The following is a 21,789-nucleotide window of genomic DNA, read 5'->3' on the forward strand; positions in this document are numbered from 1 at the left end:
TTTCTACCATTGAGTAAATGTTTCTCCGCGCATGAGTGCTAAAACCCGCGGATTTGGTAAATAACGTTTGATCTGCTTTAATTTTGCGTATGTCTTTTCATCGTTCACATGCTTGGCGATTCCCATTGCTACTGCGCTACTTCTACTCACGCCAGCATTGCAGTGGACTACGATCTGCTCGGCATCTGCATATTTATCGACAAAGTCGTAGATCACTTTGACATGCATGCTGCTGAACAACACCATATCTGCTTTTTCTTTATCGCTCAACCCCCAGTAATCATCGCCTTCATTGATGTCATTAAAATGAATAGGAAGTACATCGATGTAACGACTTTTATCACGCAATGGTTTGAAGTCTTTATCTACATCCGCGATGCGTATCATGATCGCATTTGACGTGAACGGTTTAAAATTAACAGCAACTACTTCGGGCAAGGCAACAATTGGTAGTTGGTAGGGGTCAAATTCAATTTGCCGCTTATCTTTATTGATAAAACTAGCCACAACTATTCTCCTTTTCCGTTTGCCTTGAACAACATTATACTACTATTTTAACATTCTTTGTCCTCATTACCAAAAGCCAGGTTTGTAAATTTATGATCTCAATTTGGTAAATCTTCACTGCTGCGGATATTTTCGTTAAGGATATCTGCTAGTAGGATCTTCCCTTGAGGGGATATCCGGTATTTTTTGCTGAGGGTAGCCGATGAATCCTGCCGCAAAATATAACCGTTGAACTCCAGCCAATAAACGGCGTAGAGCAAATCATTTTTAGTATAATCATCCAGACTGCTTTGATTGGTATTCTCAAAAGTGAGCGCTCCAACTGTTATATTGGTTTGGTTGATAGCAGTGAAAATTTGTATCAGCAGCGGTATGCTGGGCTTTTTCATCTTGGGTCTCCCCTCCCTCCTAGTTTAAATGTTAAAAATAACAGTAAAAACACCTACTTGGTTGTTTCCTTTTTTTGAGCAAAAAGAAACATACCATTTTTTCAGTGTTTTTACTGTTATGATTGTTGAACTTATTTACGCAGAGATACCGGCTTATCTAAAACTTCTTTTAAGATCATTGCTCGTTTCAGCTTTTTAGAAGAACCAAACTCTTGACGAAGAACATTTTTGCTTTTGCTTGCAGCAGTTCGACCTGGCCTTGTCATCACGTCTGATTCTTGACGTATGTCTTTTAACAACTTTTCTTGTTTACGTGTCATTGTTTGTATAGTTGGTCGTTTCGTTGCTTGTTTTCGTGCAGCAGCCTGGTTGGCTTTACTGCGAGCAGTATTGTTCTTTTTCGCCTGCTGATGTGCGGCAGGTTTCTTATCTTTCGTTTTGTTCGCAGCGGATACAACGTAGCTGATGACCGCGATAATGATAATAACAATCTGCCAGCCGTTTCCTGCTAGATCTAATAATTCAGACAATCCAGATCGCCTTCTTTCTGATTAACCAGGATTTTACTCATCATCTGCAATGGATTCGCGCATGCTTGTGTCAGCTTGGACGTTCTCCATTTTGTAGTAATCCATTACGCCTAATTTACCATTGCGAAGTGCTTCAGCAAGTGCTTGTGGAACTTCTGCTTCCGCTGCAACAACTGCCGCACGGTTTTCTTGTTCCAACGCGATCGCTTCTGCTTTACGTTTTGAAGCCGCTGCTTGAGCAACTTCCATATCGGCGTTGGCTTTTTCGATATCCAGTTTCGCCTTGATGTTATCACCGATACGCATTTCTGCGATGTCGATCGAAAGGATCGTATAAGCGGTACCGTCTCCAAGACCTTGCTCTTGGACATTTTTAGAGATGCTGTTCGGATTTTCTAATACATCGGTATGTTCGGCGGTTTCACCGACAGTAGAAACAACGGCTTCCCCGACACGCGCGATGACTGTATCTTCTCCAGCACCACCGACGATACGTTCAATATTGGATTGAACAGTGATTTGTGTGATTACTTTTACTTCTACCCCATTTTGAGCAACACCTGTAAATTCTGGTGTGCGAATGACTTTTGGTGTAACGGAAGTTTGGACAGCTTCCAAAACGTCACGACCAGCTAGATCGATCGCTGCTGCGCGGCTGAAATCCAATTCGATATTGGCACGGTGAGCAGCAATCAACGCGTCCACCGTATTATCTACATCCCCACCAGCTAAATAGTGGCTTTCTAATTGGTTTACTTCTAAGTCTAATCCGGCTTTTACTGCCTTGATAAGTGGTTTTACGACACGAGAAGGGACAACTCGTCTAAGACGCATCCCGATCAATGTTCCAAGTCCCACCCGTACACGAGCAGATAGTGCGCTGATCCATAATCCTACTGGGACCAGACTGAAGAAAATAAGTAAAACGATGATAACGAGTATTACAGTAATAATGAGCGGTGCTGTTAAAATCATATTTGTTCCTCCTTTAATTTAATTTTGTAACTAATACATAGCCGAAATCGATAGCAATTGCTTTGATAGCAGAGCCTCTATCTAAATAGCCGCTTTTGAGACGTGCTTCGTACTCTTCTCCTTCAATTTCCACTCTGCCGATCGGCTTCAGTGTAGTAATTGCTATTCCTTCTTTACCGACTACTTTATCTCGTAACGCTTTCATTCTTTCAATGTCGGTATCTTCCAAAACGCCGCGATGCACGAGCCCCCATGTTTCGCCATAAACGACTTCATCTTCTGAGAAATCTTTTGCCATCCCTATCACCTACCTATTCGGGCTTATACTACAACCTTAACACGAAAATTCAGTTTATTACAAGTATTTTACGTAATGTTATCGATTTTAAATGAATTTAGTGAATTCCTGAGCTTTTTTAACAAAATTGGTGAAAAAAGGGCTTTTTCTGTATAAAAAAAGATTATCTATTCGTAAATAGATAATCTTTTTTAGGACGGAGAAGGAGGGATTTGAACCCTCGCGCCGATTTCTCGACCTACACCCTTAGCAGGGGCGCCTCTTCAGCCACTTGAGTACTTCCCCAAAACGACATTTTTCCCAAAAAGGACTCCACAGGTAGGACTCGAACCTACGACCGATCGGTTAACAGCCGATTGCTCTACCAACTGAGCTACTGTGGAATAATCGCTATCAGCGCTTTTGCTCTGACTTTTTTTATTATAAAGATTTCAAGAATAAAAAGCAAGTGTTTCAAGAAGGCTTAATAGTGGTTTCTTGTAAATATTTCCATTTCCCTCCGCAATTACCACAGCGATATTTTTTCACATCAAATCGTCTTTGACGAAAAATCTTCTGCTTACAAGTCAGGCATTGATAAAGATGTCCCGCTTTCTCTTCCGGCAAGGCATGGCAGAAACGTGGTGCGTCTACTTCTTTCAAAAGTTGCCGAAAATCGGTATCGCGGTGTTGATAGCCTTTACCTTCTAAATGAAGATGATAGTGGCAAAGTTCATGGCGCATGATTGCTGTAAAATAGTCTAGACCATAGGCATTTAGATATTTGGGATTCATTTCGATCGCGTGAGAAGCGAGCAGATATCTGCCGCCGGTCGTTCGCAGTCTGGCATTGAAGCGGGCTTGATGCGTAAAGGGACGCTTGAAAAACTGCAGCGACACGGCTTCCATGTGTCGCTGCAGTTCCGTATTCGTCATCACTTCGCTTTGCCTTCTGGTGCTAAGCGAGTCAATGCGATCCGGTTTTTATTCAAGTCGACTTCTTCGACCCAAACAGTAACGATATCGCCTACTGAAACGACATCCATTGGGTTCTTGATAAATTGTTTGCTTAATTTGGAAATGTGGACTAAACCGTCTTGTTTTACGCCAATATCGACGAAAGCCCCAAAATCCACAACGTTTCTGACAGTTCCCTGCAATTCCATTCCTGGTTTTAGATCTTCCATTTTCACGATGTCTTTTTTGAGCAACGGCATCGCCAATTCCTCACGCAGATCGCGCCCGGGAGCAATCAAGCTGGCGATGATGTCTTGAATCGTCTCTTTGCCGACTTGGAGTTTATCAGTAACGGCTGCAGCATCGATCGCTTGTAAAGCGGTTTTTGCTTTTTCTGTGCCGATCTCCTCTAAGCCAAGACCTGCTTCTTGAAGTAATGCTTTTGCAGCATCATAACTTTCCGGGTGGATCGCTGTTTTATCAAGCGGATTTTTACCCTCTAAAATACGGAGGAAACCGACACTTTGTTCATAAGATTTCGCTCCTAGTCGTGGTACTTTTTTCAATTCGGCACGGGAATGGAAGCCACCGTTTTCTTCGCGGTATTTACGAATATTCCCAGCAACTGTTTTATTAAGTCCAGCAACGTACTGTAATAAAGAAGCAGATGCGGTATTTACATTTACGCCAACTTGGTTTACTGCTGTTTCCACAACGAACGTAAGGGTATCGTTCAGCTCTTTCTGTGAGACGTCGTGCTGATATTGCCCAACACCGACAGATTTAGGATCGATCTTGACTAATTCTGCTAGCGGATCTTGGAGTCTGCGTCCGATCGAAACCGCACTCCGTTCTTCGACTTGATAATCAGGGAACTCTTCTCTGGCAATCTCACTTGCCGAATAAACACTTGCCCCTGCTTCATTGACGATGCAGTAAAAGGCTTTGCTGCTACTTTCTTTTAATACTTCCACGATAAATTGTTCCGTTTCACGGGAAGCCGTTCCATTTCCGATCGCAATGACTTCGATTGGGAATTGACGGAGCAATTCTGTTATTTTCTCTTTCGCCTCCGGACGACGGGCTTTCGCGGTGTGTGGATAGACGACGCCGATGGTCAAGACTTTCCCAGTCGGATCCAGCACAGCTAATTTACAACCTGTACGATAAGCTGGATCGACACCTAGGACATATTTGCCTTTAAGCGGTGCTTGTAGCAATAGTTTACGCAAGTTTTCCGCGAAAATATGGATGGCATGTTCCTCTGCTTTTTCTGTCAATTCACCGCGGAGTTCTCGTTCGATTGCAGGAGCGATAAAACGTTTGTAAGCATCTTTGATAGCAGTATCCACGTACTGTGCCGCTTCTGAGTTGTTGTTTTGGATGATCTGCTTGTCTAAATAATCGAACACACGGATCGTATCGATTTGAATACCGACGCGAAGAACGCCTTCTTTTTCTCCGCGATTAAAAGCGAGTGTCCGGTGAGATGCTAATTTATTGATCATTTCTTGAAACTCATAATACATTTCATAGACTGCTTTTTCATCTTTTTCTTTATCTTTCACAGTCGAGGTGATCAGCCCGTATTTGCGGGTAAAGTCGCGGATCCAGGTCCGGTATTTGGGATTATCACTGACTAGTTCAGCAATGATCTCATGAGCGCCGGCAAGTGCTTCTTCTGCTGTCGCAACTTCTTTTTCCGGGTCAATATACTTGGCAGCTTCAGGAAGTACTGCTTGATCTACTGGGAAAGTCAGCAACCAATCTGCCAGCGATGCCAATCCTTTTTCTTTGGCAATAGTAGCTTTTGTGCGTTTTTTTACTTTATATGGTCGATAAATATCTTCTAAAGTCTGCTGCTTGGTCGCAGTTTGGATCTCCTGTTGTAAACTGTCAGTAAGTTTTCCTTGTTCTTCGATCAAACGAATGATCTCTTCTTTTCGACCTTCTAATTTCGTCGTGTAAGCATACGCTTCTTCGATTTCTCTAATTTCTACTTCGTCCAGACTACCGGTTACTTCCTTCCGGTAACGGGCGATGAAAGGAACGGTATTTCCTTCCTCCATCAAACGAATGACTGCATCGATCTGTTTTGGGTTGAATTGTTGTAATTGCTTATGTAGCAATGCTTGGATAGATTGCGTATTTTGATTCATTTTTAAGCCTCCTGGTTGGTAGTACTTTTCTATTTTAGCATAGATATGTTGAGAAAAATAACAGTTTGCGGACAAAATAGATTAGAAATATCATTCTCAAGACGTAATCATTATCCCAATCATTTGTGATACAATTAACATAACTAAACCAAATGGATATGAAAGGGGCTTTTCACCATGAAAATAAAAACGATCCAATCCTATTGGAGTGCAGCTGCTTTAGATGAAAAGGTAAATGATTTTTTGCTTTATTTGGAGAATAACAACTATGAAGTTTTAGAGGTGCAATCCGTTGCAACGATTTTCGTCTATCAGGCTACTATTATTTATCATTGATCCTGAGCTTGTGGCAGTAAAAAAGAAACGAATCACTGATTCGTTTCTTTTGGTAAATTTTAGCTATCACATCTTTGGGAATTGACCCAATAAAAAAGTGACATCATCGGAAGGCATATCAAGAATCGATTGTTCAATGATATTACCGACTTTATGCACGCATAACGGAGAATCCAAATAATATTTGATTCGTTTTAATACTAGACCATCGGAATGAATCAAAAATTTGGAACCCAGTTGATACCGGAAAGCTTGTTGACGTATCTGCATTTTCCTCCCAGATAAAAAGCCGGTCTTAGATAATGGATACACCATTTTGCCTTGTTCATCGATCATGAAAAAGCGAATATTGCCCAAGCCGATATATTGGACGGTCTGCGTCGCATAGTCTGCTTTGATGATCGCGATCGCCGCACCTCTCAAAGAGGCAACGGCATGATTCGCTTCTTCCAGCATATTGACAAGGTCATCGCTCTTGGAAAGCGGTAGAATCGCATCCACTGCACTTTGCGCCGCTTGATGTGCGTCCTTTCCGCTACCAAGTCCATCAGCTAAAATAAGAAAAAAACCGTCCTTATCTTCTTCTAAATGCCAGACGTCTCCACAAAATTTTTGCTTCGATTTAGACCGCTGAAATTTAAAGATATCTAATATTTGGTTGGGATCTTTTGATGATTCCATCAGTCCACTTCCTCATTCAGCAGTGCTTCCCGGAGTTTTTTGATTGCCTGACGCTGCACGCGTGATACGTGCATTTGAGAAATATCTAACAACTCGCCGGTTTCTTTTTGACTGCGGTTTTCGATAAATGTATATTGCAATATCTTTTGTTCCCGTTCGTCCAGTACTGGCAAGATTTTTTCCAAGATCATGCGCTGATTGACTTGTTCAAAACCTTCGTCCACTCCACCAACGACATCTAGCAAAGTAATGGTGCTGCCATCGGAATCTGCTTCGATCGAGTGATCGACAGATAAGGCTTGATAGCTTTTTCCCATTTCCATTGCTTCCAAAATTTCCTCTTCTGTAGCTCCGATGAAATTAGCGATATCGCTGATCTGCGGCGAACTTTGCAATTCACGCGTGAGTTCCTCGACCGCATTTTTGATTTTTGGACCTAATTCTTTGATACGTCTTGGAACGTGAACGCTCCATGTTTTATCCCGCAAGAAACGTTTGATCTCTCCGACGATCGTTGGGACCGCAAAAGCTTCAAAACTTTTCCCAAAGTCTGGATCATACCTTTTGATTGCTCCAAGCAAACCAATAACGCCGACTTGAACTAGATCCTCATGAAAGGATTTCCCTTGGGAATATTTTCTAGCAATGGATTCCACCAAATTATGATAATGGAGCACTAAATTGGTTTGCGCGTCATCATCGGCAGTTTCTTGATAAAGTTTGATCCACTCATATACTTTTTCTTTATTTTCCTTTTCAGGTCGAGATACTTTTGGCATTCTCCTCCACCTGCTTTTCATTGATATATTTGGTCATCACCACGGATACACCTTCATTTTGATAAAGTTTCACATCGTCCATCAATGCTTCGATAAGGAATAACCCTAATCCGCCAATCCGGATAACATCGGTATCTTCCCCGACACTGTAAGGCCCGATCTCTTGTTTTTTACTTTCAAAATCAAAGCTCTTGCCATTATCGGAAACGATGATCTCTAATTTATCTTCATAAAGATTATATTCTACTAAGATATTGCCTTCTTCCTCACCTTTAAAAGCATGTTTAACGGAATTCGTGATTGCTTCGCTGACCGCGATTTTCAAATCCTCGATAACTTCGTAAGAAAAGCCGGCACGGCTTGCCAAACCAGATAACGTTAAACGACCAAGGCTGATAAATTCAGGTTTTGCTGGTAGTTGCAGCGTTACTGTATCATACATTATTGCCATTTCGTTCACCCTCTACATTTTTGATTTCGATGATATCGGATAATCCAGTAATTTCAAACAACCGGTAAAGTCTGTCCGAAAGGCCGATTAGAATCAATTCACTATCATATTGACGCAAATTTTTAAATAAACCGACAAAAACGCCTAATCCTGTGCTATCCATGTACCCTACTTCTGACAAATCAACACGTAAAACGATATCAGCTTTATTTTGATATTTCTCTAACTCATTTTTTATTTGTGGTGCGGTGTAAGCATCGATCTCTCCGTTTATAAATGCTTCAATATGCTGACTATCGCGTTCTTTGACTTCGATATTGATATTCATTTTGTCACCTCATCTATTTTGTATACTCGTCCTTTTTACCCTGCTTCTTTTCTTTCCAAACATCGATCACTTTGTTCGTTTGATACAAATGATCGTAAAATCATCATGTAATTCAAAATTTTGCAGTTTAATCAATTTATTATAGACGGCTTCTGCGATTTTTTGAGCTGGCAAATCAACAAATTCAGAAAAAATATCTATCAATGCTTCGCGATCAAGAAATCCATCTGCTGTCCGCGCTTCTGTGACGCCGTCTGACATGATGAACAAAATATCGCCTGCATGGATATGTTTGCTGAAAGTTCGGTATTTAGCGTCGCTATTCACGCCTAGCGGCAAGCCTTTCGCATAGAGGTCACTGAATTTCTGTGATTCATCGCGATAATATAAACCTAGCTCGTGTCCGGCAGAACTATATTGGAAAAGATGTTTTTCCGGTTCGTATAGGCCATAAAACATCGTAATGAACATATTGTCGTCCATATTTTCTTCGGCAACTTGGTTCAATGTTTCCAAAACGATATTCGGTTGCGGAGTTGTTTCCACGATCCCGGCAAGCGCGTATTTTATCATAGAGATCGTAAATGCGGCCGGGATCCCTTTTCCGATAACATCAGCAAGAGCCACGCCGATTCCTAAAGGCGTAGGCTCTGTAAAACTATAATAGTCACCGCTCATTTGTCTGGCTGCTACACTGGTAACTCCGAAATCCACGTTATCCAGCACTGGAACTTCTGACTTCATCATCGTTTTTTGTAACGTTTCTGCTTGGGCGATCTCGTTTTTCAGTACTTTTTGTTCCGTCCGCAAACTTTGATGTTCTAAGTAGGCAAGGCCGTAACCGACCATCGTTTCTAATAAAACATCGAAAGAAAGTTTGATATAGGGAGGGATCTCTACATCATATTCTTCTAAAACAGAACGATGCAGGTTGACGATCTCTTCCGGACTAATTTGATTTTCCATTGCTTCTCTTGTTAACTTCTCACAGCTGTATAAAATCTCTTCGTCTTGATGTTCCAAATATTGAAACAGGATCTCACGGTATTTTACTTCAAATGTATTTTCCATAAATTATCCTCCTACCGAACCCATTTCAGTACAGTAATGGTTGTACCTGTACTTTCTCCTTCTGCAATAGATTCGATATCAAAGCTGTCCATAAGACGTTTCACACCCGGTAGTCCTGCTCCGAGTCCTCCTGACGTCGTATAGCCGTCTTGCATGACTTTGCGAATATCTATTATTCCTGGGCCTTCATCTTTTGCAACAATGCGTAACCCTTGCTTTCCTACTTCTGATACTTTGTTGATGCTTATTTCTCCTCTACCCGCATACAAGAAAATGTTTCTTGCAAGTTCACTGATGGCGGTGGTTATTCTAGCTTGGTCTACTGTTCCGAAACCAATTTCTTTTGAAATCTTTCTTCCTAATTGTCTAGCCGCAACAATATCCCACTCGTTGATTATTTTTACAGAGGAATGGAGAGTCATAGGCTTATTCCCCCAATTCCTGTTTCAATTTTTCCAAGCCGCTTTCGAGGTCCATGGCAGAAAGAACTCCGCCAAAAGTGATCCCTAGTTCCACTAAGGTAATGGCAACAGCTGGTTGTATGCCCGTCACAACAACCTTTGCTCCCATCAATTTAGACATATTTACAACGTCTCCCAAGATTTTGGCAATGAACGAATCGATAAAGTCAATGGACGTAATATCAATTACGACACCACGAGCAGATGTTTCATGGATCTTATTTAATAGGTCTTCTTGAAATCCTACCGCCGACTGGTCATCCAATTCGCTTTGGATAGAGATCAGCAAGCACTCCCCGAGTTTTAAAATTGGTATCCCCACAGTGTTCACCCCTCTTTAGTTACTATTTCTTTATTAGTAAGCGCTAAGGCGCGCTCGATTCCTTTTTTCATGGTATTGGTAGTAATGATCTGATCCAGATCTATACCTAGGTTGACGATCGTTTGTGCGATCTCTGGTCTGATACCAACCAGCATAGCTTGGCAGCCGACGAGTTTCACAGCTTCCGACGCTTGGATAATATGATGAGCAACCATCGTATCAACAACAGGAACCCCCGTTATATCGATCAGCACTACTTCCGAACGATTTTTCACTACTCCGACAAGCAGATTTTCCATGATCAATTTGGCTCTCTCTGTATCGATCGTACCGATAAGCGGCATTACGGAAATATTTTCAAAGATCGGCAGGAGCGGTGCAGAAAGTTCTTGTAGAGCTTCTTTTTGGATCGACACCGTTTTTTCCCATGTTTCTGCATATGTATTAACAATGCGATTGTAGATTCCAAGGAACCATTTTTGCAATTGATAAAATGCGGTTTCTTCTGCTACATCTTTTGGTTCTTTAAATTTTTCTTCTTGGTGCATCAATTTATAGACCAATAGCCCGAAATTGCGAAGTCCTGCTGTTACAAATTGGATCGGCCAGCCTAGGTGGACGACTTTTTCCGCAAATTCATCGAGTCTTTCCGAAAAAGAAGCTTGATCATCCGTAATGTTAGAAACGATCAGCGCAACAAATTCTTTGCTAGTGTCCCGATAAACAAAATCGTTCACGACTTCTTGAATCAGCATATCTGGCTCCTGATCCATTTCTTCCATCCACTTTTCAAGTAGACCATCTTCGTTCAAGCGAATGAATTCGCCAAAATTTTTATACATGTATTTAGTCAACCTTTCTTTTTTGATTGTTATTCTCAGGGGGTATAAAAAAAACATAAGACCGAAAAAAAGGATTTTTTCTATAATCTCTCATGTTTCTTTTTTCACTTAACTCTCAAGCGGAGAGAATCAAGTTGATATGTAGTGATTTGCGAATTTCAGCCTATTCCATTTCTTGATAGAGGGCGTATGTGTGGTTCAAAGATCGATCAATCCTAAACTGATGACCAAAGCATGATCTACTTTTTCCATCAATTCATCATCCAGATGTGTGATCTTGTCTGTAAGGCGCTGTTTGTCGATTGTTCTCACTTGTTCCAGTAAAATGACGGAATCCCGATCGAAGCCGTCTTTCCGCATTGCTTCTACGTGTGTGGGAAGCTTTGCTTTCTGGATCTTCGCTGTTATGGCCGCTACGATAACTGTTGGACTATGTCGATTCCCTATATCATTTTGAATAATAAGAACAGGCCTTGTTCCCCCCTGCTCGCTTCCGACCACAGGGGAAAGATCCGCGTAGTATACATCGCCACGCTTCACCATAAGGCTTAACCTCCTAATACACGAATATTTTTGTCCTCGGCTTCGGATTCTACGTGGGTACATTCGCAGGCAATCGCGAAGTTGATATTCGCCATTTCTGCATAACCGCGTTCCATTTCCACGCGTAGATCCCGGACTTTCTGCTGACTAATATATTGTTTCACTGCCCGATCAATAATTTCGTTCTTTTCGATACGTTGTTTTCTCGCAAGCACATCCAATTCACTCATTGTTTCTTGCGTAAGTTCGATAGACATCGTTGTCCATTCCAGTTTTTCTAACACGCCTCGCACCCCCAAAAGCTATCTCCGTATGACATTTTGATTCAAGCTACTTGTATCTTTGTATCATGCTTTGACATTATCATGTTAATTTCTGTTACAACGCAAGCAATAAAAACAGTTCACGGTTACATTATAATAGAAAAAACCTCTAAAAGCACGCATTTTCTGTCGTTTAGTTATAAATACGAGGAATTCGCTCGGATAATAGACAAGTCACTTCATAGTCAATGGTTTCGATCTTGCGAGCTGCCTCTTCTGCCGTGATTTGTTTCTCGCCGCTTTTTCCGATCAATGTAACTTTCGTACCTACAGGATAATAACGCGGAAGTCTGATAATAAGCTGATCCATGCAAACACGACCAACGATTTCCGCATATTCACCTTCCACTAATAAAGAGAAACCTGTGTACTTTCTGATCCAACCGTCTGCATAGCCGATTGGAAGCGTCGCTACCCATTCTTCTTGCGCCGCTTGATAGGTTGCACCGTAACTTACGCAATCACCTGCTTGCAGCTGTTTTACTTGGACGATCTTCGTATACAGAGATAATGCCGGCTGCAATTCAAATGGCAGAATGTCAGCGATCTCATCTGATGGTGTCAACCCATACATGGCAATACCAAAGCGAACTGCATTGAAACCAGTTTGATCGTGAAGGAGCGCCGCGCTAGAATTAGCCACATGAACAAAGCGCGGACGTGGTTTGATTTCGCTTAACAGTCCTTCAAATTTAGCAAGTTGTTCTTCATAGTAGGTTGTGTCTTTTTGATCAGCGGTTGCAAAATGGGTATAGATCCCTTCCCACTCTAAAAGTGGTTGTTCTGCTAGTTTGACGCTCACTCGTTTGAGCGCTTCGCCATTACGAAAACCTAATCGGCCCATTCCTGTATCGAGTTTAACATGAAGTGAAAGTTTGGCAGTCAGCACTGGCAATTCAGTTAGCCAGCTTTCATCAAATAAGGTAAGCGAAATTTGTTTTTCTGCAGCCAGATTCGCATACTCGGCAGGAACCGCTCCCAGTACCAGAATAAGTTCACTGGTAAAACCTGCTTCGCGTAATGCCAGTGCTTCATCTAAGATCGCTACGCAAAATCCATCTGCGCCTGCTGATTTTGCGATTTTGGCAACTTCGATGATGCCGTGTCCATAAGCATTTGCTTTTACCACTGCCCAAACGGCGGTTTCTGCCGGCAGATGTGCTTTCTCATTTGTGATATTCGCGCGTATCGCGTCTCCGTTCACTTCGATCCATGTAGGACGATGCCATCCTGTAACCATATCAGTTGCCCTCTTTCCATTCGATAATGATTTGTGCCGCGGCTGACCTTCCTGTATGTGTGATACTAACGAAAACAGCCGTGTCCGTCTGCGTGGGTTTGACGACATGGGGCTTCCCATCCGCATCTTGGAGGATCTCGATATCAGTAAAATGGAGCCCTTTGCCAAACCCGGTACCAATTGCTTTCGCATAAGCTTCTTTGGCAGCAAATCGGCCTGCTAAATATTCGATTTGCCGTGCACCTTTGTATTTTTCATATTGCTTGATCTCAGTTGTTGTTAAGATCCGTTCCACAAAGCGGTTGTTTTTTTGGACCGCTGCTGCAACGCGGTCCAAATCGATCATATCGAGTCCAATTCCTTTTATCATAGTAATTCTCCTTGCAGATAACGAACGACTTCATGGCTCGCTGTTTGTGCATTGGCAATGCAATCGGGAATGCCCACTCCAGTCAAGCTCATCCCAGTATAATAAATGCCAGGATAATTTGCTGCTAAATTGGCTTCCAGCGCAGCCAACTTTTCCAAATGCCCGATCGTATACTGCGGCATGGCGTGTTCCATCCGACTTACTTCAGCAAAAAGCGGCTGCGCAGTCAATCCCATCATTTCTTGATAATCAGCCAGTACTTTTTGGATGATTTGTTCATCTGTAGCCGTCTCCAACCAAGTATCGCCTGATTTTCCTACAAACCCGCGAAGCAACATCTTTCCTTCCGGCACCATATGCGGCCATTTTTCTTGGACCCATGTGCAAGCCGTTGAAGCATAATTTGCTGTGCGTGCTACTAAATAGCCGGTTCCTTGAGGTAAAGCTGCCTTTTCGTCGTACGCGAAAGAGACAGTTGCCAGCGTAGTAAGCGGCTGGTCTTGAAAGGGAGCTGTGGTTTCCTCGTCTAAAATCGCTCGCAACACATCGTGTGTCGCTGCAATAATTACAGCATCTGCAGTTTCTACCGTGCCGTCCGCAAATAGCAGCTGATACGCTCCGGGCTTTTTAATAACCTGTATCACCCTTTTATCCGTGTGAAGCTGCTCAACTGGCAATTCGGCAACTAATGCTTCGATCAGTGTCTGTAAACCGCCTTTCAATGTTCGGAAAGCCCCAACTGTATGCTTAGTTCCTGTTGTATTCAGCTTTACGTCACTTGGAGTCTTCAAGCCTTCCATCAAATTGCCAGCCTTGGATATCGCTGTTTCAAATTGCGGGAAAGTAGCGCGCAGACTCATTTTATAAATATCGCCAGCATAAATACCCGATAACAGCGGCTCGACGATTTTCTTTACCAATCCTTTGCCAAACCGTTTTTCAAAAAACTCACCCAACGATATATCCGCAGTTAACGGTTCAAAAGGTCGTTTTTTTTCTTGCAAAGCCCGTTCTTTTTCTGCAGCAGTCAATAATTCGCTTTGCAGCAATGCAGCTTCATCGGTCGGAATCCCCATTACCGAGCCTTCAGGAATAGGATGCAACTGCTTGTCGTGGAAAATAAAAGAACGGCCGGTAGCATTTGCGATCAGCTGATCCTCTAGCCCTAACTCTTTTATCAGACCGATCCCAGCTGGTTTTCTTGCTAAAAAGGAATCTGGCCCTTTCTCGATGGTAAAGCCTTCCCGGTGAACGGTATGAAATTTCCCACCTAAGCGTGAATCTGCTTCGTATAGGTCTACCCGGAGATCATTGGTTTTATTTAATTGATATGCAGCAGTCAGCCCCGATAATCCACCACCGATAATTGCTACTCGTTTCATTCTGATACCTTCCTTCTGTTCTTATCCCTCTATTCTACCAAAAAAATAGCGTTTCTAAAACAGCTAGCAAAAAATCCGACCTCATAGAAGTCGGATTTATCTTTTATTTTTCCATTATCTTTTTGAAATTGACTTTCTTATCGATGAAATACATCACAGGGATCGTGACACCCATTACGATAAATTCACTGACTGCTGTTGTAAACCATGTTAATAGGAATGGCCAATGAAATGCAAGGTGAAGTTCCCATGCAATCAAGAACATCGTTACGGAAAAGATGATCGTCGTGACGATCATTCTTGCGATCGTTCCTTTTACAAAGCGTTTAGCCAAAATCGCAATTCCAAGCGCAAGTGCAGATTGGCCCACACCAAATACAAGATCATACGCACCCAGCGGGGAAAATAGATTTGTAACCGCTACTCCAATGATAATGCCCCAAAAATAGCGTTTATCAAATACGATCAGATGATTGAACATCTCGGATAAACGGAACTGAAGCTGCGAAAAAGCAAACGGTGCGACGAGCATACTTACTGCTACATATAACGCTGCCACAATCGCGTTTACTGCTAATGTTTTTACTTTCATTATTCATTTCTCCTTAGTTTTTTTGAGTGGGAGGTTCTCGAACCACTGTTATTTATATTAGCTTAAAATCGTAGGTTTAGCAATACGGAAAATAAGACGACATCTATTTAACCCCACTTACAATTGATCAAATAGCTGCGTTGTTTCCGTCAAGCTCTGTTTTGCCTTGTTTACCCAATTTCCTTTTGCTGTGGAAGAGAACTTTTTTGAAAAAGAAGTACTGTGTTTTTTCAACCCTGCCAATGTTTCCTTCTCGATATCCGCTATCATCAATCTTCTTGTTTCAGAAGTGGAGTAGCTTTGACTCGCTACATAGAAACGAATAACGGTTTTTTGCGTGTTTTTTTTGATTGTCGCAAGCTCCGCACTGATATTGTCTAGGATGTTATCCAGCATTTACTCGCCTCCATTTGCTTTGAAAAGCCGAAGCTCTTCTTCATAGTGGACGAACTGTTTTTGGTAGTCCCGTCTTTTTTCTTCTATTTTGTCTTCCAGTGAACGAATCGCCTTAGAAGCAAGTTGCTGCCCTTCATTCTGTGCTTGTTCCAGCATCTGATAAATGGAGGTCGTGTTTACTTGATTGTCGCTGCCTCTTTTTCGATTCGTATAATGGATTCGTTCTGCCATATCCTCCATTTGGTTAACAAACCGCCGTTTTTCCTCGTCGATGTATTCCATATCCCGCTCTAAGCGATTTCGATCTGCGATAAACGCTTCTTCTATCGCATGCCATTTTTGTTTCCGTTCTCCCATTTCAGAACCCCCTTAACTGATCAGCTAGTTCTTGATCTTTCGCCACGGTCTTCTGGATAGCGGTCGTAATAGAAGCAAGGAGGGTATCGTATTTCTTTTCTTGGGCGGTCAACTTAGCTAACTTATTCTCATACTCTGCCACCGGTTTTCTTATAATCGTCTGTTCCGTTGCTCGGCCACTCTCTAAAGCTGCCAATTGTTCGGAATGGGTAAGCGCATTCCCATGAAATGCCGCATCCGCTACAGTATCTTTCCATAACGTCTTGGCATTTTCTATTCCTTTTTGATAGGTCTTTTTTAAGGCAGCTAATTCGTCTTGGACTGTCTGCTGGATCCCTTGTGTCAATGCAAGAGCCTCGGAAGCATCCAAGAATTCTTCTTGCGCGGCAGATAAACGACCCCCTCCATCCTTGAGGAAACTTTTTCGCAACTCATTTAGTCCCTTCAGATTCATTTCCATGATCTCTGTAGCCACTTCCAGACCGGAACGCACCTTTCCATTTTTATCCACCAATAGTAGTTTCCCACTAATAAAAGTTTGCGCTTCTTTATCTAAAAAGCCCGTGATCGCATGCCCCTTATCATTTTCTAGTAGAAATGTTTGGCCGGGATAAATACTCCCTGTTATCGTCGCACTTTTAGTTAATGGGTCTTTCTCGGATCGGAAATAGATCATCCGTCCTTTATAATTCTTCACGAGTAGAAACATCTCGCCATCGTTCCATAATCGTGAAAGCCCTCCAGTTGGATTTATAGCAGTTGAAATCCCCTGGCCTATAAAACTATTCAACGGTGCAGCATTATAGAGAATGATATTGGGTACTTTATTTTGCATCCCAATGACAGCAGCATCCCTACCACCTTTAGAGTGCCCCGTGATAGTGCCCACCTCATAGTTTTTTTGTAGCTTTTGAACAAAGGCATTTCCGGAGCGAAAGTACACGTTGCCTCCGGATTCGCCATTAAAAGCGATCGAGCCATCTGCACCGATGTCCTTGACATTATCGATCATTCCGTTATCCAAATTAGTACCAGCAAAACCAACCGTCACTTTTCCCGTTGTCGTATCTTTGAAGGCTACGCCACTTAGACTGGTTTTTTTATCGTAGAAGGCATCGACTAGTTGCAGGTTTTTGGGGAATTTGCCTTTGTCTTGAAATTCTTGCAATTGCTCATTTATTTTATTCATAGAAAGGCCCTGACATAAAGCATTCTCTACCTCATATGAAATCGCAGATATGGTACTCGTTGCTTCTGTATTAGACTGAATCCCTTTGTCTTTCAACTTGTAATCATTCATTGATCATCCTCCGTATTAGCAGGTTGATAATCAATTGAATCAGTAAAATAATTATCTACCTTTTTATCAAAAGTAAATTCAATATTTTTATATCCAACCGAACCTGAACTACCATCCAAATTCCCTCTACCTTTTAATAACAGAGTCGGCTCTTTATCAGTTGGGATTTCATACCGCTTTCTTAATTGTTTCACATTGGGATCATCATTCGTCAATTGATACTCTAGTTCATACATTGGTACTTCGGGGTTATACATTTTATCAATATTTTTATATTGATTCAGTTGTTTAAACTCTCCATACTGCACAAAAAATTGAAAGTCTTCTATTTTTTCTCTTAGTTTAGGATCAGAAACTGCTTTTACTAAATGAAAACCCTTTTTATCGTACGTTACAGGGTATTTTTTCTCATTGACATTAGGTGTATCTATCTCTCTATGAAAATAAAACCCCGTAGCTGTTCTCGTATTTCGATTTAATCGCAATAGCATGCCTTCACTAACTAATGGAGCTTCCTTTGTCTCGGCAGTTGACATACTTGACTGAAGAACCCAAACGCCCTTATCCCCTTTCTCAAACTCATCATCTCGATACCCTTCCATATCATAAAAAGCCTCTAAGTTCTTTGTCGGATACATTGCCAGCACTTTTTCAAAGCTTTGTTTCGTTTTTTTCGCCTTTTCATTTGTACTAGATTCTCCGCATCCGCCTAATAAAGTCATTATCGTCATTCCTCCTATCAATATGGATATCACTATTTTTTTCTTCAAATCGATTTCCTCCCGCCTATCATTCCCGTATGCTCTTTTTTATGGAAAAAGCCATACACATTCGTGCATGACTTTTCCAGTTTTGGAAACCTTAATTGAGACCAAAGTTCTGCGATAACTCGCGATCATGGTTCTCCACAGAAGTTGCTGTTTTCTCTAATTGGCCTTGGATCTGGTCAAGTAGATCGGAGAATTGGACGACTTTGGGTTTTAGTTGGTTGAATTGCTCATCAAAATGTGCGAAGGCTTGCCCTTCCCATTCTCCTCGTAATTGTTCTTGTAGATTTTTCAAGTTATTCAAGATCTGATCGATTTCTCGTGCGCTCGTCCCGTATTTCTTGGCGCGGTCCCGTAATTCAGCCGGGCTCATTCTGATTTGTCCTGCCATTTCATTCTCTCCTTTGATGTCTATTTTTACTGTACTCTTGTATTTTAGCATATAACAAACCGAACAAAGTTCGAACACTTTTCGAACTTTTTGTGACGAAAGTTTGGATGTGCTTTTCTTGATAATCAAAATGAGCATTCTATAAAGCATGGATTTTAGCCCCCTACTTGTTTATAGACATAAAAAAAGCCAGCGAGAAGATTATTATCTCCTTGCTGGCTTTAGGTTGTGAGGCTTATTTAAATTTCTTATTTCCACCTTTGTAACTGTTGCTGCCGCTATTGCTACGTTCGCCATTGCCACGACGGTCACGGTTGCCACCGCCTGAGCCGCTTCCACGACGACCTTTGCCGCTGTTGTTGCGATCGCGATAGCCGCCGCCTTTACCACGGGAGTTCCCGCCTTTGCCGCCGCCTTTGTTACCACCTTTGTAGCCGCCGCCACGACTTGGAAGCGGGCGTTCTTCGGTAATATGAACCGGTGTTTTGTCTGGTTCTTTAGCGATCATTTTAAGCATTGCTGCCGCAATATCTGTTGCATCATATTTTTCAAGTAGTTGACCTGCAAAAACTGCATAGTCAGCTAAGTTTTCTTGCGTGATCGCTTCTTCGATCTTTTCTTGTGCTACGCGCAATTGACCTGCAAATGCTTCGTCCCAAGTTGGTGGCTTAAGAGGTTCCATGCGTTTTTTCGTTGTTTCTTCCACGATGCGCAAGTAGCCCATTTCACGCGGTTGAACGAAAGTGATCGCCATTCCCTCTTTACCAGCACGGCCTGTACGACCGATACGGTGTACATAGCTTTCTGGATCTTGCGGGATGTCATAATTATATACATGGGTAACGCCGGAAATATCTAAGCCACGAGCAGCTACGTCTGTCGCTACTAATACATCGATTTTTCCTTCTTTGAATTTACGTAATACGCTCATTCGTTTTGCTTGCGTCAAATCGCCATGGATTCCTTCTGCAACATAACCACGCATATCTAAAGCGCGAGATAATTCGTCTACGCGACGTTTTGTACGTCCAAAAATGATTGCTAGTTCTGGTGCTTGTACGTCTAATAGACGGGACAAGACATCAAATTTTTCTTTTTCATGCACTTTAACGAAGAATTGTTCAATTAGCAAAGCAGTCATTTCTTTTGCTTTGATACGTACTAATTCCGGGCTATGCATAAAGCGTTCCGCAATACGACGGATCGGATCCGGCATTGTTGCTGAAAATAGCAATGTTTGTCTTTCAGATGGTACAGATTTCAAAATAGCTTCGATGTCGTCGATGAATCCCATGTTAAGCATTTCATCTGCTTCATCCAATACTAATGTTTCTACGTTTTCGAGTTTTAAAACACGACGATTGATAAGGTCCAACATACGACCCGGTGTTCCCACGATGATTTGCGGATTCTTTTTAAGTGAACGAATTTGGCGCGAAATATCAGAACCACCATAAACGGCAAGTACGCGAGCGTGTTTGTCATAACTTAATTTGTACAATTCCTCAGACACTTGGATAGCAAGCTCACGTGTTGGTGCAATAATAAGTGCTTGAATGTTATTATTTTTTTGATCGATCTTGTTGATGATTGGTAATCCAAATGCTGCTGTTTTCCCTGTACCTGTTTGTGCTTGTCCAATTAAGTCTTTACCTGCAAGTCCTAGCGGGATCGTTTTTTCTTGAATGGGCGTTGCTTCTTCAAACCCCATTCTGTTTACTGATTTCACAACTTTTTCGTCTAAACCGAACTCCGAAAATTTTGTCAATGTCATTTCTCCTTTACCTATTTAAAGTTTGGTAAGAGAGCCTCTTTTATACTTCCATCACAATACTCGTATGACGATTACTGTCCGTTCACTTGCAGCTAGTTTGAAAATTTCATTGTTAACTTTCATTTTTCTGCAATAGAAAAGCCTGGCGCACCAAGCAAATGATTTATATGGTTGCCGCATGCCACTTAAAGGATGCTATTCTTTTTATAAAAAAGCCCTCAATTATCACTAGGCTTTCAAACCTAATAAAATTCCATCTATAATCATACCATTATTATATGGATTAATCAAACTGAAGAACTTAAGAAAAAATATTATAAAGAAGCATACTGCCTTATTACTCGCAATCCCGCTTCTTTGTTTTATTTATTTTTGGCGGGATCCTTTTCCAATTTCTTATATTGGAATAATCAAGAAGAACAAATAAAAATATTCTTGTGTAAGAAAAGATTGTATGAAAATGACTACAGTCACTAGTAAGAAAAATATAATTATGACGTTTGCTCCTTAGCTGTCACAACTTTATCCTAAAAAGAATGGTTTTTCACCTATAAAAAAAGTTTGGGAGCCTATCTCCCAAACTCAGCATTATCTTTTTCTAAAAAAACTAAAACAGCGCGGAACAATGCTTCCGCTTGTTTGTCCAAACAAATCAGATGTTTCGAGCCTTCCAGAATAAATACTTCTTTTGGTCCCGGAATATGTTTCATTAAATAATCGACGCTTTCGGTAGGGGCAACAACGCTATCGTCGCTTCCTTGGGCAATGAATGTTGGGATGTCGATGTGTTCGAAAACAGGAAGTGCGAGATTTGCCATTTTACGAAATTGATCGGCGGCAGAAAGCGGGATATCATCGATTTCTTTGTAGCGTCCTGATAATAGACCAGCTTTCACTTTGTGCTTTTTGCAGGCAGCAGGTACTTCTTCTGAGTCGGCAACGATCTGTTCGAGTTCTGTTTGATTGACTGCTGTGCTAAGCAATACCAGTTTTTTCACTTGCGGGTAATGTCTGGCTAACCAGCCTGCAAGCAATCCACCCATGGAAAAGCCGATAATATAAACTTCTTCATCTTCTTTCAGTAGTTGCGTTAAAATACTTTCCAGAAAAATCAGCCAATCTTTATAGGTTACTCGTTTCAAATGACGCAAGTGATCATGACCCGGCAAGGTCGGTGTCAGCACATCCCAATCTGTATGTGCGCGTAAATAGTCCGCTAGCGGTTTTACTTCTTCTTTCGACCCTGTATAGCCATGAAGGCATAAACAAGCGACCATGATGCATTTCCT

Annotated in this window: 29 protein-coding genes, 2 tRNA genes and 1 riboswitch; of the genes, 1 reads left to right on the forward strand and 30 read right to left on the reverse strand. The window is 41.7% G+C overall.

Features of this window, described 5'->3' with window-relative positions; all coding sequences use genetic code 11:
* Nucleotides 1–3: 3 nt before the first annotated feature.
* The 9 genes from EL241_RS09515 to EL241_RS09555 all read right to left on the reverse strand — a co-directional run bounded on the left by EL241_RS09515 (nt 4) and on the right by EL241_RS09555 (nt 5,794).
* Complete coding sequence (locus tag EL241_RS09515) at nt 4–507, reverse strand: dual specificity protein phosphatase family protein (RefSeq protein ID WP_003754870.1); 504 nt, start codon at nt 505–507, stop codon at nt 4–6.
* Between the two features lie 98 nt (nt 508–605).
* A complete protein-coding gene (locus EL241_RS09520) occupies nt 606–896 on the reverse strand; it encodes a DUF3116 family protein (RefSeq protein WP_052009177.1) in 291 nt (96 codons plus the stop codon).
* Nucleotides 897–1,027: 131 nt separating this feature from the next.
* A complete protein-coding gene (locus tag EL241_RS09525) occupies nt 1,028–1,426 on the reverse strand; it encodes a hypothetical protein (RefSeq protein ID WP_036106113.1) in 399 nt (132 codons plus the stop codon).
* Between the two features lie 33 nt (nt 1,427–1,459).
* Complete coding sequence (gene floA, locus EL241_RS09530; protein WP_003754864.1) at nt 1,460–2,401, reverse strand: flotillin-like protein FloA; 942 nt, start codon at nt 2,399–2,401, stop codon at nt 1,460–1,462.
* A 13-nt stretch (nt 2,402–2,414) separates the two neighbouring features.
* Nucleotides 2,415–2,699 carry an NfeD family protein gene (locus EL241_RS09535; protein ID WP_003754863.1) on the reverse strand — a complete coding sequence of 95 codons (285 nt, stop codon included), beginning with the start codon at nt 2,697–2,699 and terminating at the stop codon, nt 2,415–2,417.
* A 197-nt stretch (nt 2,700–2,896) separates the two neighbouring features.
* Nucleotides 2,897–2,984 (reverse strand) — tRNA-Ser (locus EL241_RS09540).
* Between the two features lie 25 nt (nt 2,985–3,009).
* Nucleotides 3,010–3,082: transfer RNA gene (locus tag EL241_RS09545), tRNA-Asn, on the reverse strand.
* Between the two features lie 70 nt (nt 3,083–3,152).
* Complete coding sequence (locus EL241_RS09550; protein ID WP_003754856.1) at nt 3,153–3,614, reverse strand: SprT family protein; 462 nt, start codon at nt 3,612–3,614, stop codon at nt 3,153–3,155.
* Nucleotides 3,614–5,794, reverse strand: a complete 2,181-nt coding sequence (locus tag EL241_RS09555) for a Tex family protein (RefSeq protein WP_126320533.1) — start codon at nt 5,792–5,794, stop codon at nt 3,614–3,616. The genes EL241_RS09550 and EL241_RS09555 overlap by 1 nt, the downstream gene beginning before the upstream one ends.
* A 177-nt stretch (nt 5,795–5,971) precedes the next feature.
* On the opposite strand from EL241_RS09555, the gene EL241_RS13675 reads away from it, so the two are divergent.
* On the forward strand, nt 5,972–6,130 hold the full coding sequence (locus EL241_RS13675) for a hypothetical protein (RefSeq protein WP_003754852.1): 159 nt from the start codon (nt 5,972–5,974) through the stop codon (nt 6,128–6,130).
* 66 nt (nt 6,131–6,196) lie between these two features.
* On the opposite strand, the gene EL241_RS09560 is transcribed toward EL241_RS13675, so the two are convergent.
* The 21 genes from EL241_RS09560 to EL241_RS09660 all read right to left on the reverse strand — a co-directional run bounded on the left by EL241_RS09560 (nt 6,197) and on the right by EL241_RS09660 (nt 21,777).
* The gene (locus EL241_RS09560; RefSeq protein WP_036106108.1) at nt 6,197–6,811 is read right to left on the reverse strand and encodes a PP2C family serine/threonine-protein phosphatase; all 615 of its coding nucleotides are present in this window, start codon (nt 6,809–6,811) and stop codon (nt 6,197–6,199) included.
* Nucleotides 6,811–7,590 (reverse strand): RNA polymerase sigma factor SigB, encoded by a 780-nt coding sequence (gene sigB / locus EL241_RS09565; RefSeq protein WP_003754848.1) that lies wholly within the window; start codon nt 7,588–7,590, stop codon nt 6,811–6,813. Before sigB ends, EL241_RS09560 begins: the two co-directional genes overlap by 1 nt.
* Nucleotides 7,568–8,041 (reverse strand): anti-sigma B factor RsbW, encoded by a 474-nt coding sequence (gene rsbW / locus EL241_RS09570; RefSeq protein ID WP_003754846.1) that lies wholly within the window; start codon nt 8,039–8,041, stop codon nt 7,568–7,570. The genes sigB and rsbW overlap by 23 nt, the downstream gene beginning before the upstream one ends.
* On the reverse strand, nt 8,025–8,369 hold the full coding sequence (locus tag EL241_RS09575) for an STAS domain-containing protein (RefSeq protein WP_003754845.1): 345 nt from the start codon (nt 8,367–8,369) through the stop codon (nt 8,025–8,027). The genes rsbW and EL241_RS09575 overlap by 17 nt, the downstream gene beginning before the upstream one ends.
* 66 nt (nt 8,370–8,435) lie before the next feature.
* Complete coding sequence (locus EL241_RS09580; protein ID WP_036106103.1) at nt 8,436–9,440, reverse strand: PP2C family protein-serine/threonine phosphatase; 1,005 nt, start codon at nt 9,438–9,440, stop codon at nt 8,436–8,438.
* Nucleotides 9,441–9,451: 11 nt separating this feature from the next.
* Complete coding sequence (locus tag EL241_RS09585) at nt 9,452–9,862, reverse strand: anti-sigma regulatory factor (RefSeq protein ID WP_003754843.1); 411 nt, start codon at nt 9,860–9,862, stop codon at nt 9,452–9,454.
* A gap of 4 nt (nt 9,863–9,866) precedes the next feature.
* Nucleotides 9,867–10,223: an STAS domain-containing protein gene (locus tag EL241_RS09590; protein ID WP_036106099.1), complete on the reverse strand. Its 357-nt coding sequence runs from the start codon at nt 10,221–10,223 to the stop codon at nt 9,867–9,869.
* Between the two features lie 5 nt (nt 10,224–10,228).
* A complete protein-coding gene (locus tag EL241_RS09595) occupies nt 10,229–11,065 on the reverse strand; it encodes an RsbT co-antagonist protein RsbRA (protein WP_036106096.1) in 837 nt (278 codons plus the stop codon).
* Between the two features lie 198 nt (nt 11,066–11,263).
* Complete coding sequence (locus EL241_RS09600) at nt 11,264–11,608, reverse strand: type II toxin-antitoxin system PemK/MazF family toxin (protein WP_036106093.1); 345 nt, start codon at nt 11,606–11,608, stop codon at nt 11,264–11,266.
* A gap of 5 nt (nt 11,609–11,613) precedes the next feature.
* A complete protein-coding gene (locus tag EL241_RS09605) occupies nt 11,614–11,892 on the reverse strand; it encodes a ribbon-helix-helix protein, CopG family (protein ID WP_003754839.1) in 279 nt (92 codons plus the stop codon).
* 172 nt (nt 11,893–12,064) lie between these two features.
* On the reverse strand, nt 12,065–13,171 hold the full coding sequence (gene alr / locus EL241_RS09610; protein ID WP_036106090.1) for an alanine racemase: 1,107 nt from the start codon (nt 13,169–13,171) through the stop codon (nt 12,065–12,067).
* A 1-nt stretch (nt 13,172) separates the two neighbouring features.
* On the reverse strand, nt 13,173–13,541 hold the full coding sequence (acpS, locus tag EL241_RS09615; RefSeq protein WP_036106087.1) for a holo-ACP synthase: 369 nt from the start codon (nt 13,539–13,541) through the stop codon (nt 13,173–13,175).
* A complete protein-coding gene (gene hemG, locus EL241_RS09620; protein WP_036106086.1) occupies nt 13,538–14,923 on the reverse strand; it encodes a protoporphyrinogen oxidase in 1,386 nt (461 codons plus the stop codon). The genes acpS and hemG overlap by 4 nt, the downstream gene beginning before the upstream one ends.
* A 103-nt stretch (nt 14,924–15,026) precedes the next feature.
* A complete protein-coding gene (locus tag EL241_RS09625; RefSeq protein WP_003754833.1) occupies nt 15,027–15,515 on the reverse strand; it encodes a QueT transporter family protein in 489 nt (162 codons plus the stop codon).
* Nucleotides 15,516–15,522: 7 nt separating this feature from the next.
* Nucleotides 15,523–15,567: riboswitch (PreQ1 riboswitch) on the reverse strand.
* Between the two features lie 65 nt (nt 15,568–15,632).
* A complete protein-coding gene (locus EL241_RS09630; RefSeq protein ID WP_003754831.1) occupies nt 15,633–15,911 on the reverse strand; it encodes a hypothetical protein in 279 nt (92 codons plus the stop codon).
* The gene (locus EL241_RS09635) at nt 15,912–16,268 is read right to left on the reverse strand and encodes a hypothetical protein (protein WP_036106083.1); all 357 of its coding nucleotides are present in this window, start codon (nt 16,266–16,268) and stop codon (nt 15,912–15,914) included.
* 1 nt (nt 16,269) lies between these two features.
* Complete coding sequence (locus EL241_RS09640; RefSeq protein ID WP_126320534.1) at nt 16,270–17,568, reverse strand: hypothetical protein; 1,299 nt, start codon at nt 17,566–17,568, stop codon at nt 16,270–16,272.
* Nucleotides 17,565–18,344, reverse strand: a complete 780-nt coding sequence (locus tag EL241_RS09645) for a tandem-type lipoprotein (RefSeq protein ID WP_126320535.1) — start codon at nt 18,342–18,344, stop codon at nt 17,565–17,567. The genes EL241_RS09640 and EL241_RS09645 overlap by 4 nt, the downstream gene beginning before the upstream one ends.
* 85 nt (nt 18,345–18,429) lie before the next feature.
* Entirely contained in the window at nt 18,430–18,726 is a 297-nt protein-coding gene (locus EL241_RS09650) for a WXG100 family type VII secretion target (RefSeq protein WP_036106596.1), read from the reverse strand.
* A 235-nt stretch (nt 18,727–18,961) separates the two neighbouring features.
* Nucleotides 18,962–20,494 (reverse strand): degradosome RNA helicase CshA, encoded by a 1,533-nt coding sequence (gene cshA / locus EL241_RS09655; protein ID WP_115345774.1) that lies wholly within the window; start codon nt 20,492–20,494, stop codon nt 18,962–18,964.
* Between the two features lie 575 nt (nt 20,495–21,069).
* Nucleotides 21,070–21,777, reverse strand: coding sequence for an alpha/beta hydrolase (locus EL241_RS09660; protein ID WP_003754817.1), 708 nt, complete (start codon nt 21,775–21,777; stop codon nt 21,070–21,072).
* Nucleotides 21,778–21,789: the final 12 nt, after the last annotated feature.

It is taken from the genome of Listeria grayi (assembly GCF_900638015.1).
Lineage (GTDB): Bacteria > Bacillota > Bacilli > Lactobacillales > Listeriaceae > Listeria > Listeria grayi.

Excerpts from the sequence above, each read along its gene's own strand:
- EL241_RS09520 (WP_052009177.1), bottom strand. The coding sequence starts at position 896 with ATGAAAAAGCCCAGCATACCGCTGCTGATACAAATTTTCACTGCTATC.
- floA (WP_003754864.1), bottom strand. The coding sequence starts at position 2,401 with ATGATTTTAACAGCACCGCTCATTATTACTGTAATACTCGTTATCATC.
- EL241_RS09535 (WP_003754863.1), bottom strand. The coding sequence starts at position 2,699 with ATGGCAAAAGATTTCTCAGAAGATGAAGTCGTTTATGGCGAAACATGG.
- EL241_RS09550 (WP_003754856.1), bottom strand. The coding sequence starts at position 3,614 with ATGACGAATACGGAACTGCAGCGACACATGGAAGCCGTGTCGCTGCAG.
- EL241_RS09555 (WP_126320533.1), bottom strand. The coding sequence starts at position 5,794 with ATGAATCAAAATACGCAATCTATCCAAGCATTGCTACATAAGCAATTA.
- EL241_RS13675 (WP_003754852.1), top strand. The coding sequence starts at position 5,972 with ATGAAAATAAAAACGATCCAATCCTATTGGAGTGCAGCTGCTTTAGAT.
- EL241_RS09560 (WP_036106108.1), bottom strand. The coding sequence starts at position 6,811 with ATGGAATCATCAAAAGATCCCAACCAAATATTAGATATCTTTAAATTT.
- sigB (WP_003754848.1), bottom strand. The coding sequence starts at position 7,590 with ATGCCAAAAGTATCTCGACCTGAAAAGGAAAATAAAGAAAAAGTATAT.
- rsbW (WP_003754846.1), bottom strand. The coding sequence starts at position 8,041 with ATGGCAATAATGTATGATACAGTAACGCTGCAACTACCAGCAAAACCT.
- EL241_RS09575 (WP_003754845.1), bottom strand. The coding sequence starts at position 8,369 with ATGAATATCAATATCGAAGTCAAAGAACGCGATAGTCAGCATATTGAA.
- EL241_RS09580 (WP_036106103.1), bottom strand. The coding sequence starts at position 9,440 with ATGGAAAATACATTTGAAGTAAAATACCGTGAGATCCTGTTTCAATAT.
- EL241_RS09585 (WP_003754843.1), bottom strand. The coding sequence starts at position 9,862 with ATGACTCTCCATTCCTCTGTAAAAATAATCAACGAGTGGGATATTGTT.
- EL241_RS09595 (WP_036106096.1), bottom strand. The coding sequence starts at position 11,065 with ATGTATAAAAATTTTGGCGAATTCATTCGCTTGAACGAAGATGGTCTA.
- EL241_RS09600 (WP_036106093.1), bottom strand. The coding sequence starts at position 11,608 with ATGGTGAAGCGTGGCGATGTATACTACGCGGATCTTTCCCCTGTGGTC.
- alr (WP_036106090.1), bottom strand. The coding sequence starts at position 13,171 with ATGGTTACAGGATGGCATCGTCCTACATGGATCGAAGTGAACGGAGAC.
- acpS (WP_036106087.1), bottom strand. The coding sequence starts at position 13,541 with ATGATAAAAGGAATTGGACTCGATATGATCGATTTGGACCGCGTTGCA.
- hemG (WP_036106086.1), bottom strand. The coding sequence starts at position 14,923 with ATGAAACGAGTAGCAATTATCGGTGGTGGATTATCGGGGCTGACTGCT.
- EL241_RS09625 (WP_003754833.1), bottom strand. The coding sequence starts at position 15,515 with ATGAAAGTAAAAACATTAGCAGTAAACGCGATTGTGGCAGCGTTATAT.
- EL241_RS09630 (WP_003754831.1), bottom strand. The coding sequence starts at position 15,911 with ATGCTGGATAACATCCTAGACAATATCAGTGCGGAGCTTGCGACAATC.
- EL241_RS09635 (WP_036106083.1), bottom strand. The coding sequence starts at position 16,268 with ATGGGAGAACGGAAACAAAAATGGCATGCGATAGAAGAAGCGTTTATC.
- EL241_RS09640 (WP_126320534.1), bottom strand. The coding sequence starts at position 17,568 with ATGAATGATTACAAGTTGAAAGACAAAGGGATTCAGTCTAATACAGAA.
- EL241_RS09650 (WP_036106596.1), bottom strand. The coding sequence starts at position 18,726 with ATGGCAGGACAAATCAGAATGAGCCCGGCTGAATTACGGGACCGCGCC.
- EL241_RS09660 (WP_003754817.1), bottom strand. The coding sequence starts at position 21,777 with ATGGTCGCTTGTTTATGCCTTCATGGCTATACAGGGTCGAAAGAAGAA.